The 17,351-nt window shown below is 60.4% G+C and carries 11 protein-coding genes and 1 pseudogene; 8 read left to right on the top strand and 4 right to left on the bottom strand.

Annotation, left to right across the window (positions count from 1 at the left end; genetic code table 11):
• The first annotated feature begins 174 nt into the window (after positions 1 to 174).
• A complete protein-coding gene (gene rapA / locus SOP95_RS26085) occupies positions 175 to 3,021 on the top strand; it encodes an RNA polymerase-associated protein RapA (protein ID WP_274073430.1) in 2,847 nt (948 codons plus the stop codon).
• A 160-nt stretch (positions 3,022 to 3,181) separates the two neighbouring features.
• Here rapA and SOP95_RS26080 read toward each other — a convergent pair whose 3' ends face one another.
• A complete protein-coding gene (locus SOP95_RS26080) occupies positions 3,182 to 4,531 on the bottom strand; it encodes a spinster family MFS transporter (RefSeq protein WP_323608792.1) in 1,350 nt (449 codons plus the stop codon).
• A 281-nt stretch (positions 4,532 to 4,812) separates the two neighbouring features.
• On the opposite strand from SOP95_RS26080, the gene SOP95_RS26075 reads away from it, so the two are divergent.
• The gene (locus SOP95_RS26075) at positions 4,813 to 7,029 is read left to right on the top strand and encodes a putative bifunctional diguanylate cyclase/phosphodiesterase (protein WP_323608791.1); all 2,217 of its coding nucleotides are present in this window, start codon (positions 4,813 to 4,815) and stop codon (positions 7,027 to 7,029) included.
• On the opposite strand, the pseudogene SOP95_RS26070 reads toward SOP95_RS26075, so the two are convergent.
• Positions 6,986 to 7,878: pseudogene (locus SOP95_RS26070) on the bottom strand (NAD(P)-dependent oxidoreductase). The gene SOP95_RS26075 and the pseudogene SOP95_RS26070 overlap by 44 nt on opposite strands.
• A gap of 194 nt (positions 7,879 to 8,072) precedes the next feature.
• On the opposite strand from SOP95_RS26070, the gene SOP95_RS26065 reads away from it, so the two are divergent.
• On the top strand, positions 8,073 to 10,268 hold the full coding sequence (locus SOP95_RS26065; RefSeq protein ID WP_274073426.1) for a hypothetical protein: 2,196 nt from the start codon (positions 8,073 to 8,075) through the stop codon (positions 10,266 to 10,268).
• A 305-nt stretch (positions 10,269 to 10,573) separates the two neighbouring features.
• Here the strand turns inward: SOP95_RS26065 and SOP95_RS26060 are convergent, their stop codons facing one another.
• Complete coding sequence (locus tag SOP95_RS26060; RefSeq protein ID WP_274073425.1) at positions 10,574 to 10,879, bottom strand: DUF2288 domain-containing protein; 306 nt, start codon at positions 10,877 to 10,879, stop codon at positions 10,574 to 10,576.
• A 350-nt stretch (positions 10,880 to 11,229) separates the two neighbouring features.
• On the opposite strand from SOP95_RS26060, the gene SOP95_RS26055 reads away from it, so the two are divergent.
• The 5 genes from SOP95_RS26055 (at position 11,230) to SOP95_RS26035 (ending at position 16,233) form a co-directional block, all read left to right on the top strand.
• Complete coding sequence (locus SOP95_RS26055; RefSeq protein WP_274073424.1) at positions 11,230 to 12,357, top strand: branched-chain amino acid ABC transporter substrate-binding protein; 1,128 nt, start codon at positions 11,230 to 11,232, stop codon at positions 12,355 to 12,357.
• Positions 12,358 to 12,590: 233 nt separating this feature from the next.
• Positions 12,591 to 13,514: a high-affinity branched-chain amino acid ABC transporter permease LivH gene (gene livH, locus SOP95_RS26050; protein WP_274073423.1), complete on the top strand. Its 924-nt coding sequence runs from the start codon at positions 12,591 to 12,593 to the stop codon at positions 13,512 to 13,514.
• On the top strand, positions 13,511 to 14,767 hold the full coding sequence (locus SOP95_RS26045) for a high-affinity branched-chain amino acid ABC transporter permease LivM (RefSeq protein ID WP_274073422.1): 1,257 nt from the start codon (positions 13,511 to 13,513) through the stop codon (positions 14,765 to 14,767). Before livH ends, SOP95_RS26045 begins: the two co-directional genes overlap by 4 nt.
• Positions 14,764 to 15,531, top strand: a complete 768-nt coding sequence (gene livG / locus SOP95_RS26040) for a high-affinity branched-chain amino acid ABC transporter ATP-binding protein LivG (protein WP_274073421.1) — start codon at positions 14,764 to 14,766, stop codon at positions 15,529 to 15,531. The genes SOP95_RS26045 and livG overlap by 4 nt, the downstream gene beginning before the upstream one ends.
• The gene (locus tag SOP95_RS26035; RefSeq protein WP_020798122.1) at positions 15,532 to 16,233 is read left to right on the top strand and encodes an ABC transporter ATP-binding protein; all 702 of its coding nucleotides are present in this window, start codon (positions 15,532 to 15,534) and stop codon (positions 16,231 to 16,233) included.
• A gap of 184 nt (positions 16,234 to 16,417) precedes the next feature.
• On the opposite strand, the gene SOP95_RS26030 is transcribed toward SOP95_RS26035, so the two are convergent.
• The gene (locus SOP95_RS26030) at positions 16,418 to 17,326 is read right to left on the bottom strand and encodes a LysR family transcriptional regulator (RefSeq protein WP_323608788.1); all 909 of its coding nucleotides are present in this window, start codon (positions 17,324 to 17,326) and stop codon (positions 16,418 to 16,420) included.
• Between the last annotated feature and the right edge of the window lie 25 nt (positions 17,327 to 17,351).

The raw sequence follows: 17,351 nt of genomic DNA, 5'->3' as shown, positions 1-17,351 counted from the left end.
GGTCGCAAACTGTGAGTCGATTGGCACGGTGGGAACGTTCGCAGGCTACGATTTCTTCAGCCTGGCAAGATCAAAAGATCGCAGCCCAAGGCAGTTCCCACACAGGTAATCCTTTGGTCTGGAGACCTGATTCCGTTAAGATAGCCCGCTTTTTCAAGGTGGGAGTCAGGCAGCATGGCGCAGCAGTATCAACCGGGGCAACGCTGGATCAGTGACAGCGAAGCGGAGCTGGGTTTGGGCACCGTTCTGGCACAGGACGGCCGCTTGCTGACCGTGCTCTACCCGGCCACTGGCGACACTCGCCAGTACGCGCTACGGAATGCGCCCCTCACCCGTGTGCGGTTTTCGCCGGGTGACACCATCACTCACTTCGAAGGCTGGAAACTGACCGTACGCGAAGTCGACGACGTCGATGGCCTGCTGGTCTATCACGGCCTCGACGCGCAGAACGAAGTGGTCACCCTGCCGGAAACCCAACTGTCGAACTTCATCCAGTTCCGTCTCGCCAGCGACCGTCTGTTCGCCGGGCAGATCGACCCCCTGGCCTGGTTCGCCCTGCGTTATCACACTCTCGAACACACCAGCCGCCAACTGCAGTCGTCGCTGTGGGGTCTGGGTGGCGTGCGTGCGCAACCGATCGCGCACCAGCTGCACATCGCCCGCGAAGTGGCCGACCGCATTGCGCCTCGGGTTCTGCTGGCCGACGAAGTGGGCCTGGGCAAAACCATCGAAGCCGGTCTGGTGATCCATCGCCAACTGCTTTCGGGCCGCGCCAATCGCGTGCTGATCCTGGTGCCGGAAAACCTCCAGCACCAGTGGCTGGTAGAAATGCGCCGACGCTTCAACCTGCAGGTCGCGCTGTTCGACGAAGAACGCTTCATCGAAAGCGATGCCTCCAACCCGTTCGAAGACACCCAGCTCGCGCTGGTGGCCCTGGAATGGCTGGTGGATGACGAGAAAGCCCAGGATGCGCTGTTCGCGGCCGGCTGGGACCTGCTGGTGGTCGACGAAGCCCACCACCTGGTGTGGCACGAAGACCAGGTCAGCCCGGAATACTCGCTGGTCGAGCAGCTGGCTGAAACCATCCCGGGCGTCTTGCTGTTGACCGCCACCCCGGAACAGCTGGGCCAGGACAGTCACTTCGCGCGTCTGCGCCTGCTCGACCCGAACCGCTTCCATGACCTGGCTGCCTTCCGCGCCGAGAGCGAAAACTATCGCCCGGTGGCCGAGGCCGTTCAGGAGCTGCTGGAAAAAGGTCGCCTGTCGCCGCAAGCCCATGAAACCATTCACGGCTTCCTCGGCAACGAAGGCGAAGCCTTGCTGACCGCCGTCAACGATGGCGACACCGAAGCCAGCGCCCGCCTGGTGCGCGAACTGCTGGACCGCCACGGCACCGGCCGCGTGCTGTTCCGCAATACCCGGGCCGCGGTCCAGGGGTTCCCGGAGCGCAAACTGCATCCTTACCCGCTACCGTGCCCGGACGAATACCTCGAACTGCCGCTGGGCGATCACGCCGAGCTGTACCCGGAAGTCAGCTTCCAGGCCCAGCCGGACGCCAACGAAGAAGAGCGCTGGTGGAAATTCGACCCGCGCGTCGAGTGGCTGATCGACCAGCTTAAAATGCTCAAGCGCACCAAGGTGCTGGTGATCTGCGCCCACGCCGAAACCGCCATGGACCTGGAAGACGCCCTGCGCGTGCGTTCAGGCATTCCGGCCACGGTGTTCCACGAGGGTATGAACATCCTCGAGCGTGACCGCGCCGCCGCCTACTTCGCCGACGAAGAGTTTGGCGCGCAAGTGCTGATCTGCTCGGAAATCGGCAGTGAAGGCCGCAACTTCCAGTTCTCCCACCACCTGGTGCTGTTCGATCTGCCGTCCCACCCGGACCTGCTGGAACAACGTATCGGTCGTCTGGACCGGATCGGCCAGAAGCACACCATCGAACTGCACGTGCCGTACCTGGAAACCAGCCCGCAAGAGCGCCTGTTCCAGTGGTACCACGAAGCCCTGAACGCTTTCCTCAACACCTGCCCGACCGGCAACGCCCTGCAACATCAGTTCGGCCCGCGCCTGCTGCCGTTGCTCGAAGAAGCCGACGATGGCGAATGGCAAGCGCTGATCGACGAAGCCCGCACCGAGCGCGAGCGCCTGGAAGCCGAGCTGCACACCGGCCGCGACCGCTTGCTGGAGCTCAATTCCGGCGGTGCCGGCGAAGGTGAAGCGCTGGTCGAGGCCATTCTCGAGCAGGACGACCAGTTCGCCCTGCCGATCTACATGGAAACCCTGTTCGATGCATTCGGTATCGACAGCGAAGACCATTCGGAAAACGCCCTGATCCTCAAGCCGAGCGAAAAAATGCTCGACGCCAGCTTCCCGCTGGGCGACGACGAAGGCGTGACCATCACCTACGACCGCAACCAGGCGCTGTCTCGCGAAGACATGCAGTTCATCACCTGGGAACACCCGATGGTCCAGGGTGGCATGGACCTGGTGTTGTCCGGCTCCATGGGCAACACCGCCGTGGCGCTGATCAAGAACAAGGCGCTGAAACCCGGCACCGTGTTGCTGGAACTGCTCTACGTCAGCGAAGTGGTTGCCCCGCGTTCGCTGCAACTGGGCCGCTACCTGCCGCCGGCCGCCCTGCGCTGCCTGCTCGACACCAATGGCAATGACCTGTCGGCCCGGGTGTCGTTCGAGACCTTGAACGATCAACTCGAAAGCGTACCGCGCGCCAGCGCCAACAAGTTCATCCAGGCCCAGCGCGATCAGCTGACGCCTCGCATCAACGCCGGCGAAGACAAGATCTACCCACGTCACGCCGAACGCGTGGCAGAGGCGCAACGTCGCCTGGCCGCCGACACCGACGAGGAACTGGCACGCCTGACCGCGTTGCAAGCGGTCAACCCGACCGTACGTGACAGCGAACTGGTTGCGCTGCGCAAGCAACGCGAACAAGGCCTGGCCATGCTCGACAAGGCTGCGCTGCGACTGGAAGCGATCCGGGTGTTGGTGGCGGGTTAAGTCCCCTGCTTCACCGCTTGAACAAAAAGGCCCGCAGCGATGCGGGCCTTTTTTGTTTGCTTGAGTTTTGTAGTGCTACTTATTACCTCTTCGCGAGCAAGCCCGCTCCCACATCTGGAATGCAATCCCCCTGTGGGAGCGGGCTTGCTCGCGAAAGCGATTAAGCAGTCGCCGCGGCCCCCTCAGGCTCGACTACGCTACCCAACCCATCCTTCATCCGCTTGGCATCGCGCACAAAACACCGCGAAGCCAACACCAGGAACACCATGGTGAAGAACAGCGCTACCGGGATCAGGTACATCGCGTCATGCAGGCCCACCGCCTTGAACGCCTCGGTCATCTGCCCGGCACCCGCCGCGAGCATCGCCGTGTGGGCAAAGTGATCGGACAAGGCGCCGACCACCACTGGCCCCAACCCACCGCCCAACAGGTACAGCCCGGCAAAGAACAAGGCCATGGCGGTGGCCCGCAGCCGCGGCTCGACCACGTCCTGGATCGCCGTGTAAACGCAGGTATAGAAGTTATAGGCAAACAACCAGCCCAGGCTGAAGACGGCCACGAACACGCCGATCTCGATCCGCCCCGAATGCAGCGCCCACGCCGTGCACAGGGTTGAAATGATCAGGCTGAATGCGGCGAACAGCAGACGACCGTTGGCAACCCGCTGATGGATCTTGTCCGCCACCCAGCCGCCCAATGTCAGGCCGAACAACCCGGTTACACCGACGATCACCCCCGTCGCCACCGCGGCCTCCTGCAACGGCATCAGGAAATACCGCTGCAGCATCGGCACCAGGAACGAGTTGCAGGCATAAGTCGCGAAGTTGAAACAGAGTCCCGCCATCACCAGCCACAGGAAGGTCGGCACCGCCAGCACCCGGCGGATCGGCCGGTCGATCTTCTCCTGGGACACCTGCACGCTTTCGGCCGCGCCACGTTTCGGTTCCTTGATGAAAAACATGAAGATCGCCAGGATCAGCCCCGGTACCGCGGCAATGAAGAACGGGGCGCGCCAGCTGTCGAAGGCCTTGACCATCGCGCCGATAGTGAAGAACGCCAGTAGCAGACCCAACGGCAGCCCGAGCATGAATATGCCCATGGCCCGCGCCCGGCGATGCGCCGGAAACAGGTCGCCGATCAACGAATTGGCGGCTGGCGCGTAACTGGCTTCGCCGATGCCGACGCCCATGCGCACGATCAGGAAACTCCAGAAGCTGCCGACCATGCCGTTGACTGCGGTCAGGCCGCTCCATGCCGCCAGGCCCCAGCCCATCAACTTGCTGCGCGAGCCGGTATCGGCCATTCGCCCCAGCGGCAGGCCGGCGATCGCGTAGACGATGGTGAATGCCGTACCGATGATCCCCAGTTGAAAGTCGCTGAGGTGCCACTCCATGCGGATCGGTTCGATGATGATGGCGGGGATGGTGCGGTCGAAGAAGTTGAACAGGTTGGCCAGGAACAGCAGGAACAGAATGCGCCAGGCATTCGCCGCTTGGGTCGAGTTCTGCATGGGTCCGTCTCTTTTTTATTGTTATGGGGGCTTGCCTGCCACCCGGAACCTGCAATCTAGTCAGGCTGGCCGGCACTGTCTGTAATTATTCGTAAAGCTGATACCCGCCCATGGGCACCGACGCGGCCCATGCGACATTTTATTTCCAAATGCACTAAAGCCCATTCCAAAATCATTGGGAGACAATGTGCCACTATTCCTTGCGTTCGATGCACGGCTTCTATACTCCAACACATTCGCCAGCGTTGATTGCCGGCAGGGAGACAACCACGGGGCACGCTATGGAGTGGCTTGGTCTGCATTTCACCACAGAGCTGGCAGACAGCGGACAGGTCATACTCCATTGCGCACATGACCCTTTCCTGGTGCTGCTGGCTTTTCTGGTCGCCTGCGCTGGCAGTTTTGCCACACTGGATATGGCCGAACGGGTTGCCCAGGCGCAAAAACCAGCGTCCCAACGCCTTTGGCGCTGGATCGGCGCCGGATGCCTGGCCGGCGGAATCTGGGCCATGCACTTCATTGGCATGCTGGCGTTCCAGGCGCCGATCGACGTGCAGTACCATTTGCCCATCACCCTTGTGTCCCTGTTGATCGCCCTGTGTGCGTCATGGCTGGCGATGCACACCCTCAGCCTGCCTGCACTGAATTTCCGGCAATGCTGCAAGGCGTCGATCATCATCGGCCTGGGCATCGCCACCATGCATTACGTGGGCATGGCCGCCATGCGTACGCAAGCGACGGCTTATTACCATCCCGGGCTGTTCATCCTTTCGATCATGATCGCCATCGGCGCCAGTCTGGCGGCGTTGCTGCTGGCCAGCTATCTGCGCACGGGTGAGGGATTGTTCAATCAGTTGCTCAAATGCGGCGGCAGCCTGGTGCTGGGAGCAGGCATCTTCACCCTGCATTTCACCGGCATGGCCGCCTTCTCCCTGGTCCTGCCAAACGGTAGCCTGCTGCCCCAGCCGGGTGAAAACAACCATCTGCAACTGGGCCTGACGGTCGCCGTCATGACCCTGCTGATCATCGGCAGTTGCATCAGCGCGGCGCTGGCGGACAAGAAGCTGCAGCACAAGGACCGCGACCTGCTGCGGGTCAACTCGCTGCTCAGCCAACTGGACCAGGCGCGCATGTCCCTGCAACAGGTGGCGCACTACGACGCCCTGACCAACCTGGTCAACCGTCGCGGGTTCAACCAGCTGTTCGCCGAGAAGCTCCTGGAGCGCACCCAGGCAGGCGGCATGCTCGCCGTCCTGTTCCTCGACATCGATCATTTCAAGCGCATCAACGACAGCCTCGGCCACGATGCCGGCGATGAACTGCTCAAGGTGCTCGCCCGGCACATCAAGAGCTCGGTGCGCACCCATGAAGATGTGGTGGCACGCTTTGGTGGCGACGAATTCTGCATCCTCATCGACCTGCATGACCGTGATGAAGCGCGCCAGATGGCCCAGCGCATCATGCAGAAACTGAAGGAACCCATCGAGCTGTCCGGGCGGCGCATGGTCATGACCACCAGCATCGGCATCAGCGTGTTCCCCGAGGACGGCAAGACCTGCGAAGAACTGCTGAAAAACGCCGACCTGGCGCTGTATCAATCCAAGGACAGTGGCCGCAATGGGCTGAATTTCTTCAGTGCCAACCTCAAGGCGCGCGCCATGCTGGAACTGCAACTGGAAGAAGAACTGCGCCACGCCCTGCGCGAAGACACCGGCCTGATGCTCTATTACCAACCGATCTATGACCTGAAAACCGGCCAGGTCAGCAAACTCGAAGCCTTGATCCGCTGGCAGCACCCGGTCCATGGATTTCTTGCGCCGGACCGCTTCATTGGCATCGCAGAGGCCAATGGCCTGATCACCGAACTGGACAACTGGGTGCTGCGCAAGGCCTGCGAGGACTTGGGCGAGCTGTCGCACCAGGGTTGCGCGAACCTGAAGATCGCCATCAATTGCTCGCCCCTGACCCTGGCGCGCGAAGAACTGAGCGACGAAATCTCACTCGCGTTGCGCAACGCCGGGGTCGAGCCCCACCGACTGGAACTGGAGGTCACCGAGAATGCGCTGATGGGCAGCATCGCCGATACGCTGGTGTCTCTGCGCCAGGTACGCGCCCTCGGCGTGTCGCTGTCGATCGATGACTTCGGCACCGGTTACTCATCCCTGGCTTACCTCAAGCGCTTGCCGCTGAACACGCTGAAGATCGACCGATCATTCATCCAGGACATTCCAATCGCCACCCAGGACATGGAGATCGTCCAGGCCATTATCGTCATGGCCCACACCCTGCATCTGGAGGTGGTCACCGAAGGCGTCGAAACCTTCGAGCAGTACCAGTTTCTCGAGCGCCACGGCTGCGACTTCGTCCAGGGTTACCTGCTCAGTCGCCCGGTACCGCTGGCGGAACTGCGGCCCGTGCTGAACGAAATCAACCAGCGCAAGCAATCGTACAGCGTCACGCCCCTGAGTCTTGTGCACGGTACATCTGCACTAATGTAGAGGGGTCTTTCTCGAGGAAACCCTGGGCCCCATGCAGGCGCATCAATTGCGCGGCCAGGCCGCTGATCGGCGTCGCCGAACCTTGTTCGCGGAAAACTTCACCGCTGAATCCAGATCCTTGAGCAAGGTCCGCACGTGCCATTTGACCGGTTCGAAACGGCTCTGTGTCATTTGCGGTGCAAGGAACTGCAAGGGCCTCGAATCGGCAAACCCGCCGGCCAGTGCCTCGGCGATCAGGCTGGCATCGACCCCGGAGCGCTCCGCCAGGGCCACCACTTCGGCGATGACCAGCGCATTGCAGGCAACGATCATCTGGTTGCAGGCCTTGGTCACCTGCCCTGCTCCCACCGCGCCCATGTGCGTCACCCGCTGGCCGAGCCTCTGCAAAACCGGTTTGACCCGCTCAAGGTCTGCCGCGCTGCCGCCGACCATGATCGCCAGGCTGCCGGCTTCGGCCCCCACCACCCCACCGGACACCGGCGCATCCAGCCAACCCATGCCGGTCTTGCCGAGTTCTGTCGCCATTTCCCGGGTCGCCGTGGGCTCCAGACTGGAAAAATCCACCAGCAGCTGACCCTTTTTCGCCCCCTCGGCAATGCCCGACTCGCCGAAAACCACCTCGCGGACCACTGAGGTATCCGCCAGGCACAACATCACCACCTCGGCGTGCTGGCACAACTCGGCAGGTGTGGCGACCTGGCGTGCCCCGGCCTCGACCAGCGCTGCGCACTTGGCCGGATTGCGGTTCCACACCGTCAGCGGGTAACCCGCGGCGAGCAAACGCTGGCACATCGGCAAGCCCATCAGGCCGATTCCGGCAAAACCCAGGGACGGTAGCGTTGACATCATTTTGCCTCCTTTTGATTAAAGAACAGCGAATACTGGCCGATTTATCAAGACTCAGGAAAGGATTCCGCCGGGCGACGCGCCAACTGGCTGCGCCGCCCGGGACAATTCGCGCTGATAAAAGACGCGAGTTCTCATTCCGTGATGGTCGACGACAACAGGTTGCCCGACCCACCAGCCCAGGTACATGGCGAACGATGACTTCTAAAAACAATCCAGCCCCTGCGCTTTCCGACCTGACGCTGAGCCCGGCGGCGAACAGCCCCGCACCGTCGAAGCCATTGACGCCGTCGCGCCCGCTGGCGACCCAGCAATACCTGTACTTCACCGAAACCAACACCGATCGCATCCTCGACAACCTCGACGGCCTGCGCGACATGGTGTTCCCGCGCCCAGCGCATCTGGAAGGTGACAACGAACAGCACAACGATCAGGAATTCCCGTCGGTGTGCCTGATTGGCCTGGGCCGCTGCGGTTCGAACATCGCGCTGGATGTCGCGGAACTGGTCTACAACGCCCGCAAGTTCTACCTCAACGAATTCAACAACGAAGATCGCCTGTCGCCGGACAAGCGCTATGCGGAAAAAGGCTATAGCCCGGCACAGTGGATTCGCAACAATTTGCGCCTGGGGTCGAACAAGGCCACCAAACCGGTGTTCCTGGTCGAACCGCTGGTGATGCTGGGCGACCTGGACAAGGACATCGCCGGGCGTATCCGCTTCTCGCGCAAAGGCGAAAAGAGCGGTTTCCTGCGCGACTACAGCAAAATGAAAATCATGGACCTGTCGGAAGTCCATGCCGGTGGTGCCGGTAACGCGCCGATTCTCGGCCAGTACCTGGCCAAGATCATCCTGAACAAGGACACCCAGCGTTTCTCCAGCCCCGACTGGAAGATGATCCACTCGTACCTGATCGACAGCTGTGGCATCAAGGCCAACCAGTCGCGCCTGTATTTCTCGATCTTCAGTGCCGGTGGCGGTACCGGTTCGGGCATGGCTTCGGAATTCGGCCTGGCCCAGCAACACTCGTACATGAACAAGACGTTCGACACCCGGCCGATGGACGAGCACGACAGCAAAAGCGGTCATTCCTTCGTCTTCGAACCGATCTTCACCAGCGGCATCTGCGTACTGCCAAACATATCCGATCACCGCAGTGAAATGTCCGAGGCGCTGCACATCAACGCCGGCCGCCTGCTGTGCAAGTACCTGTCGGAAGAATGGGACTTCTCCTACAACTTCGCCAACGAAGACAGCAGTGAAGCCAGCGTCATGGGTCGTATCCGCCCATGGAACGCGATGATGCTGATCTCCAACGACATCATGCGTTATGCCGAAGAAAGCGATGACGGCAACATCCAGAACATCGACGTCAACGCGATGGAAAAGCATGCCAACCAGTACATCTCGCAGCAGATCTTCAACATTCTGACGGCTCAGGCGGTCACCACCGACTACGACCAGAACTATTTCCGCCGTGCCGGCATCGACATCGGCGAAACCATTCGCCTGGACGCCAACGACCTGTTCATGAGTCTCGCCGGCCCGGTGGCCATTGCCTATGCCGAATCCGTGGTGCCGGAAACCCCGCCGCCGAGCAGCGACAAGTTCAAGGTCTTCGACAAAGAACCGCAGCGCCTGAACATCGACGACCTGTTCTTCCGCTCCATCGACCTGCCGCACTTCAACAAGGTCACCCAGGCCATCGAAGGCATCAGCCTGCTGCCCATCGAGTCCAAGCGCTATCGCGCGGCGCTGGAGCAGTACAAGAATTCGGGGTATGACGCGGCCGCCCTGCACGATCTGCACTTCTTCAAGAACTGCTCATCGGTGGTGTCGATCGTTTCCCTGCCCAAGGACTACAAGCTGTCCTACATGGACCTGAACCGCTTGAAGACCCACCTCAACAGTCTGTTCCCCAACACCACGCTCAAGCGCTATGCGTTGGTGATCGGCGCCTCGGCCAACCTGTCGCTGACCACCCTGATCGCCAAGAGCCCGTGCCTGTCGGACGATTTCCTGACCTTGATCGTGGCGTTCATCAAGCGCTGCTTTGCCCGTACGCCGTACCGCTTCGACGACACCCTGGACAACTCGGTCCTGGACTTCATCATCAACGAGCACTTCGATGAAGACCTGATCGACGACCTGCTCAACGAGTTCGAGAACCCGGCGAAAATCCTCGATACCAACTGGTACGCGATCAAGCCGATGTACGAGAAGAAGTATCGCGAGCTGATCAACGACAAGGACAAGTTCGTCTCGATCAACGACATCCGGCTGTCACGCGATTGCGTGAAGAAAGCGATCAAGTACCTGCGTGAGATCTATCGTCACCGGATTGGCAAGACCAAGGTGATTTCGTTGAATAACCACACAGGCAAGAGTTACTGATCGAGGCGTGATACCGAGTCGCTCCGATCGCTGGCAAGCCAGCTCCTACAGATTCGGTGTCGTTCACGAAATAGGTGTTCGACATCAATTCCTGCAGGAGCTGGCTTGTCAGCGAAAACGATCTCGAATTCAACGGCCTTTCAACATCCAGAAACAATTGGTCAGCCGTTCAGCTGTCTTACTAACTGTTCCCGTTACGTTTACGTCACCGTGAAGCGTGGCCTTTCTCTACGGCAACCTGCCATCACGCTACTCGGCTACACACTTTCCTTGGCTCAGCGATGGCACCACCATGGTGCACGCACTCAGGCCTGCGCTCTTTCCTGGATCAGGATCCACGGCGAAACCACCACAGCCCACAGCTGCGGATCCCGTTCGAAAAGATCCAGCGCCCGCGTTTCAGACAGCTTGGCGACCTTGTCTTCGGCCAGCCAGGCAGCCACTTTCTCGCCTTCATCAGTGGCTACAGCTTCGGCTGCGGCGATCAAATCGAGGCTCGGGTCGACCCACAATAGGGCACCCTTGGCGAAGAACGGCTCCAGTTCCTTCCAGGAAATAGATGCGGTTTCTCCGAGCAGTTTGGCATAGAGGGTGCTAGGTTCTTCAGTCATGGGTCCGGTCCGGAAAAGAAATCGACGCAATGATAACGTCGGTGGTCAGGCAGAAAAACCCAGATGCAATTTGAGTGACCGAATGAAAAGCGCAGGAAAGCCAAGGAATGCACGGAATCTGGCTATAAGCCCGTCAAAACCCCGCCGCAATTCTGACTTTTTCTTTCAAAAAAGCGACACCCCCAAGTTTTGCCCCCTGGCGCCAGCTTCCCAGGCTGACAATCGGCGCTCTACACTGTACCGGTACAGTTGCCGGGGGGCTTTTCCGGGGGATGTCGTAGATATCTGACCCGGTTCTGCTGCCAACGGCGCCAGGACTATAAAAATTACAACAGTAAGAGTGGAGCACTATGACTAAGGCTACTAAGCAGATTTCCAAACTGTTTGCCGCTATGGTTCTGGCCGGGGTTGCCAGCCATTCGTTCGCAGCTGACACCATCAAGATCGGCATCGCCGGCCCCAAGACCGGTCCTGTAGCCCAATACGGCGACATGCAGTTCAGCGGCGCCAAAATGGCCATTGAACAGATCAACGCCAAAGGCGGCGTAGACGGCAAGAAGCTCGAAGCCGTCGAATACGATGACGCCTGTGATCCAAAACAAGCGGTAGCGGTCGCGAACAAAGTCGTCAACGACGGCGTCAAGTTCGTGGTCGGTCACCTGTGCTCCAGCTCCACCCAACCGGCTTCGGACATCTACGAAGACGAAGGCGTGATCATGATCACCCCGGCTGCCACCAGCCCGGACATCACCGCTCGTGGTTACAAAATGGTGTTCCGCACCATCGGCCTGGACAGCGCCCAAGGCCCTGCCGCCGGTAACTACATCGCCGATTTCGTCAAACCGAAAATCGTTGCCGTCCTGCACGACAAACAGCAATACGGTGAAGGCATCGCCACCGCCGTTAAACAGACCCTCGAGAAGAAAGGCACCAAGGTTGCCGTGTTCGAAGGCGTCAACGCCGGCGACAAGGACTTCTCCTCGATCATCGCCAAGCTCAAGCAAGCCAACGTCGACTTCGTCTACTACGGCGGCTACCACCCGGAGCTGGGCCTGATCCTGCGTCAAGCCCAGGAAAAAGGCCTGAAAGCCAAGTTCATGGGTCCGGAAGGCGTGGGTAACGACTCCATCTCGCAGATCGCCAAGGACGCTTCCGAAGGCCTGCTGGTGACCCTGCCGAAATCCTTCGACCAGGATCCGGCCAACGTTGCCCTGGCTGATGCGTTCAAGGCCAAGAAAGAAGACCCGAGCGGTCCGTTCGTGTTCCCGGCCTACTCGGCTGTGACCGTGATCGCCGACGGCATCAAGGCCGCCAAGTCCGAAGACGCGACCAAAGTGGCTGAAGCCATCCACGCGGGTACCTTCAAGACTCCAACTGGCGACCTGGCCTTCGACGAGAAAGGTGACCTGAAAGACTTCAAATTCGTGGTCTACGAGTGGCACTTCGGCAAACCAAAAACTGAAGCCAAGCCTCAGTAAGGTCTTGCCTGACTGACTGCCAATAAAGCCCACGGCGTGCCGTGGGCTTTGTTTTACGAACGTACCTGGGCCGCGCTGGCGTGATCCGCCAGTCTCCCCACCTGAAAATCTCAAAACCGTCATCAGCGGTTCGCTGGCAAACCCCGGATTCGAAGTGGATGCAGATCCACGGGGCCCGGGCGGGAAAATGACTCCACCAGTGAAATGCGTATCAGGTTTTTAGGAGCGCTGTAATGCCTGACATCTATCACTTCTTCCAACAGCTGGTTAATGGCCTGACCATTGGCAGCACGTATGCCCTGATCGCCATCGGCTATACGATGGTTTACGGCATCATTGGAATGATCAACTTCGCCCACGGCGAGGTGTACATGATCGGCTCCTACGTGGCGTTCATCGCCATCGCCGGGCTGGCCATGCTGGGACTCGACAGTGTTCCGCTGTTGATGACCGCCGCTTTCCTGGCGACCATCGTCGTCACCAGTGCCTACGGCTACAGCATCGAACGGATCGCCTACCGCCCGTTGCGCGGCAGCAACCGTCTGATCCCGCTGATTTCCGCCATCGGCATGTCGATCTTCCTGCAGAACACGGTTCTGCTGGCGCAAGACTCCAAGGACAAATCCATCCCCAACCTGATTCCGGGCAACTTCACCTTCGGGCCAGGTGGTGCACATGAAGTGCTGATTTCCTACATGCAAATCGTGGTGTTCGTGGTGACCCTGGTCGCCATGCTCGGCCTGACGCTGTTCATCTCCCGCTCTCGCCTGGGTCGCGCCTGCCGTGCCTGCGCCGAAGACATCAAGATGGCCAACCTGCTGGGTATCAACACCAACAACATCATCGCCCTGACCTTCGTCATCGGTGCTGCGCTGGCGGCCATCGCGGCCGTGCTGCTGAGCATGCAATACGGCGTGATCAACCCCAACGCCGGTTTCCTGGTCGGCCTCAAGGCCTTCACCGCGGCGGTACTGGGCGGTATCGGCAGCATTCCGGGCGCCATGCTCGGCGGGCTGGTACTGGGTGTGGCGGAAGCCTTCGGCGCCGATGTCTTCGGCGACCAGTACAAGGACGTCGTGGCTTTCGGTCTCTTGGTTTTGGTGTTGTTGTTCCGGCCAACCGGCCTGCTGGGCCGTCCGGAGGTTGAGAAGGTATGACTAGGAATCTTAAACAGGCACTGTTCAGTGCCTTGCTGGTATGGGCCGTGGCCTACCCGGTACTCGGCCTGAAGCTGACCATCGTCGGCATCAACCTCGAAGTTCATGGCACCAGCGACGCCACCTTGATCACCATCGCCGTGTGTTCGGTGCTGATGTTCCTGCGCGTGCTGTTCGACCAGCAGATCAGCTCGGCCTGGCGCTCCTCGCCAAGCATGCCGCTGATCCCGGCCAAGGCCAGTAACTTCCTGACCCTGCCGACCACCCAGCGCTGGATCATCATTGCCTTGATCGCCGGCGCCCTGGTCTGGCCGTTCTTCGGTTCTCGCGGCGCGGTGGATATCGCGACGCTGGTGCTGATCTACGTGATGCTCGGCCTGGGCCTGAACATCGTGGTTGGCCTGGCTGGCCTGCTCGACCTCGGTTACGTCGGCTTCTACGCCGTGGGCGCCTACAGCTATGCGCTGCTGTCGCACTACTACGGCCTGAGCTTCTGGATCTGCCTGCCGATTGCCGGCCTGATGGCCGCCACCTTCGGCTTCCTGCTCGGCTTCCCGGTACTGCGTCTGCGCGGTGACTACCTGGCGATCGTGACCCTGGGCTTCGGTGAAATCATCCGTCTGTTCCTGCGTAACCTGACCGGCCTCACGGGCGGTCCGAACGGCATCAGCAACATCGAGAAACCGACGTTCTTCGGCCTGACCTTCGAACGTAAAGCCGCGGAAGGCATGCAAACCTTCCACGAGTATTTCGGCCTGGCATACAACTCGATCAACAAGGTGATCTTCCTCTACCTGGTTGCGCTGTTGCTGGCCCTGGGTGCGCTGTTCGTCATCAACCGCTTGCTGCGCATGCCGCTTGGCCGCGCGTGGGAAGCATTGCGTGAAGACGAAATCGCCTGCCGTGCACTGGGTCTGAACCCGACCATCATCAAGCTCTCGGCGTTCACCCTGGGTGCCAGCTTCGCCGGTTTCGCCGGTAGCTTCTTCGCTGCCCGCCAAGGCCTGGTGACACCGGAGTCGTTCACCTTCATCGAGTCGGCGATCATCCTCGCCATCGTGGTGCTGGGTGGCATGGGCTCGCAGCTGGGTGTGATCCTGGCGGCGGTGGTGATGATCCTGCTGCCGGAAATGATGCGTGAGTTCAGTGAGTACCGCATGTTGATGTTCGGTGCCTTGATGGTACTGATGATGATCTGGCGCCCTCAGGGTCTGCTGCCCATGCAACGTCCTCACATGGAGCTGCGCAAATGAGCCGCGAGATCCTTAAAGTAGAAAACCTGAGCATGCGCTTCGGCGGCTTGCTGGCGGTCAACGGCGTTGCCTTGAGCGTGAAAGAGAAACAAGTGGTTGCCTTGATCGGCCCCAACGGCGCCGGCAAGACCACCGTGTTCAACTGCCTGACCGGCTTCTACAAGCCAAGCGGCGGCAGCATCCTGCTCGATGGCGAGCCGATCGAGGGCCTGCCGGGCCACAAGATCGCCCTCAAGGGCGTGGTGCGTACCTTCCAGAACGTGCGGTTGTTCAAGGACATGACCGCGGTCGAGAACCTCTTGATCGCCCAGCATCGCCACCTGAACACCAACTTCCTGTCCGGCCTGTTCAAGACCCCGGGGTTCCGCAAGAGCGAACGCGAGGCCATGGAGTTCGCCGAGTACTGGCTGGAAAAGGTCAACCTCAAGGAGTTCGCCAACCGTCCGGCCGGTACCCTGGCCTACGGTCAGCAACGGCGCCTGGAAATCGCCCGCTGCATGATGACCCGTCCGCGGATCCTCATGCTCGACGAACCGGCCGCCGGCCTGAACCCGAAGGAAACCGAAGACCTGAAGGCGCTGATAGGCATGTTGCGTGAGGAGCACAACGTCACTGTGCTGCTGATCGAACACGACATGAAACTGGTCATGAGCATTTCCGACCACATCGTCGTGATCAACCAGGGCACCCCCCTGGCCAACGGTACGCCGGAACAGATCCGCGACAATCCTGAAGTGATCAAAGCCTACCTGGGGGAAGCGTAAATGCTGCAGTTCGAAAACGTTTCCACCTTCTACGGCAAGATCCAGGCCCTGCACAGCGTCAACGTCGAAGTCCGCCAGGGCGAGATCGTGACCCTGATTGGCGCCAACGGTGCCGGCAAGTCCACACTCCTGATGACCCTGTGCGGTTCGCCTCGGGCCCACAGCGGCAGCATCCGCTACATGGGTGAGGAACTGGTCGGCCAGGATTCTTCGCAGATCATGCGCAAGAGCATTGCCGTGGTGCCGGAAGGTCGTCGGGTGTTTTCCCGCCTGACCGTGGAAGAAAACCTCTCCATGGGTGGTTTCTTCACCGCCAAGGGCGACTATCAGGAACAGATGGACAAGGTCCTCGGACTTTTCCCACGCCTGAAAGAGCGTTTCAGCCAGCGTGGCGGCACCATGTCCGGCGGCGAACAGCAAATGCTCGCCATCGGCCGCGCACTGATGAGCAAGCCCAAGCTGCTGCTGCTCGACGAGCCTTCGCTAGGCCTGGCCCCGATCATCATCCAGCAGATCTTCGACATCATCGAACAGCTGCGCAAGGACGGTGTGACGGTGTTCCTGGTCGAGCAGAACGCCAACCAGGCCCTGAAAATCGCTGACCGCGCCTACGTTCTGGAGAACGGCCGGGTAGTGATGACAGGCACCGGTGAAGCGCTGCTGACCGATCCGAAAGTGCGTGATGCGTACCTCGGTGGCTAAGCCTTCGGGGTAACCAGAAAACGGCCCTCGCGGGCCGTTTTTTTATGCCCGCCACAATCCCGCCAACAACACAGAACCCTGTAGGAGCTGGCTTGCCAGTGATAGCGGTGTATCAGTCAACATCGTCGTTGAATGTTATGCCCTTTCGCTGGCAAGCCAGCTCCTACAGGGTCCGTGTGAAGATTCAAAGCCTGTCCAGCGCCTCGCCGCTGCGCTTGAACCAGCCAATCAAATAATCCGCCAGCACCTGCGTGCGCCTGGGCAACCCACCCTGATACGGGTGCACCAGGTACATCGGCATGCTCCGGGTCTGAAAATAACGCAGGAGCCAGCGCAAGCGCCCGTCAGCCAATTCCTCGGGCAACGCGTAGGACGGTAAACGGGCAATGCCGGCGCCAGCCAGGGCGGCTTTTTTCAACAAGTTGTAATGGTTGCTGGCAAACGGCCCGGAAACCCGTACCCGCAACAGCTCGTGTTGCTGGTGATACAGCCACTCCTCCCGGCCACTGTAGTGGCTATTGAGCAGGCAGCGGTGCTCGGCCAGCGCCTGAGGCGTCTGCGGTTCACCGTATTGCTCCAGATAGGCCGGGCTGGCGCAGGTCAATTCCCGCCACGCCAATAACGGCCGCGCCACCAGGCGCTGATCGATCGCCACATCGGAGCGGATCGCCAGATCGAAGCCGTCCCGGGACAGGTCACGGTAATTGTTGTTGAGCTCCAGTTCGATCTGCACCTCGGGATACTGGGCGGAGAACTCCAGCAACAAGCCATCGAAGAAAGTTTCCCCAAGCGACACCGGAACCGTCATCCGCACCGGGCCCGCCATGTCGTCCTTCAGGCGTGCCAGGGCCTGGCGCGCACGCTCGACTTGCACCACCAGCGCCTGGGCCTGGGGCAACAACGCCGCGCCCGCCGCTGTCAGGCTCAAGCGCCGCGTGGTGCGCTGCAGCAGGACCACGCAAAACTGCGCTTCCAACTGGCTGATGCGCTTGGACAACTGGCCCTTGCTGCAACCCAATTGCTGCGCCGCCAGGGTAAAACTGCCCGCTTCGATCAATACCGCGAAGGCGGCCAGGTCATCCATTTCGCTCATGGATTGTTTCCATTTGAAAACCAAA

Source organism: Pseudomonas sp. YuFO8 (assembly GCF_035065025.1).
Taxonomy (GTDB): domain Bacteria; phylum Pseudomonadota; class Gammaproteobacteria; order Pseudomonadales; family Pseudomonadaceae; genus Aquipseudomonas; species Aquipseudomonas putida_AE.
This window is presented reverse-complemented; position numbering and strand designations above follow the sequence as displayed.